We start from the raw sequence: 446 nt of genomic DNA, 5'->3' as shown, positions 1-446 counted from the left end.
TGATTTTACCTCTAAGTAATATAGCCGATAATTTAGCTGGAAAAATAACCAATCCTAAATATTACTTCATTGACAATGGCATCATCTCAATATTGGCTTTGGATGTCCGCGCTTCTTTGTTGGAGAATCTGTTGGCAGTCACTCTTTTGCGCCATTATGGAACAAAAGATATGGTATACTATTATAATCATGGTGTGGAAGTTGATTTCTATATTCCGGATGAAGAAATAGCGATTCAGTCCTGTTATTCTATGGATAAATCCGATGATACGTTTGAGCGTGAAGTCAAAGCATTGATAAAAATACAAAAACATTTATCATGCCGACGCAACATAATTGTGACTTATGACAGCGAGGAGACTATAATAGAAGATGGAATAGAAATTGAAGTTATACCCGCATGGAAGTTTATAAGAGGATGGTAGAACCACTTGATTGGGTTCATT

General features: G+C 35.7%; 1 pseudogene. It reads left to right on the top strand.

The annotated features are described in order from the left end of the window. Positions 1-425: pseudogene (locus D7D25_RS18125) on the top strand (ATP-binding protein); the annotation flags it as partial. Positions 426-446: the final 21 nt, after the last annotated feature.

Origin of the sequence: Proteiniphilum sp. X52, assembly GCF_003712195.1 — a bacterium.
Lineage (GTDB): Bacteria > Bacteroidota > Bacteroidia > Bacteroidales > Dysgonomonadaceae > Proteiniphilum.
This window is presented reverse-complemented; position numbering and strand designations above follow the sequence as displayed.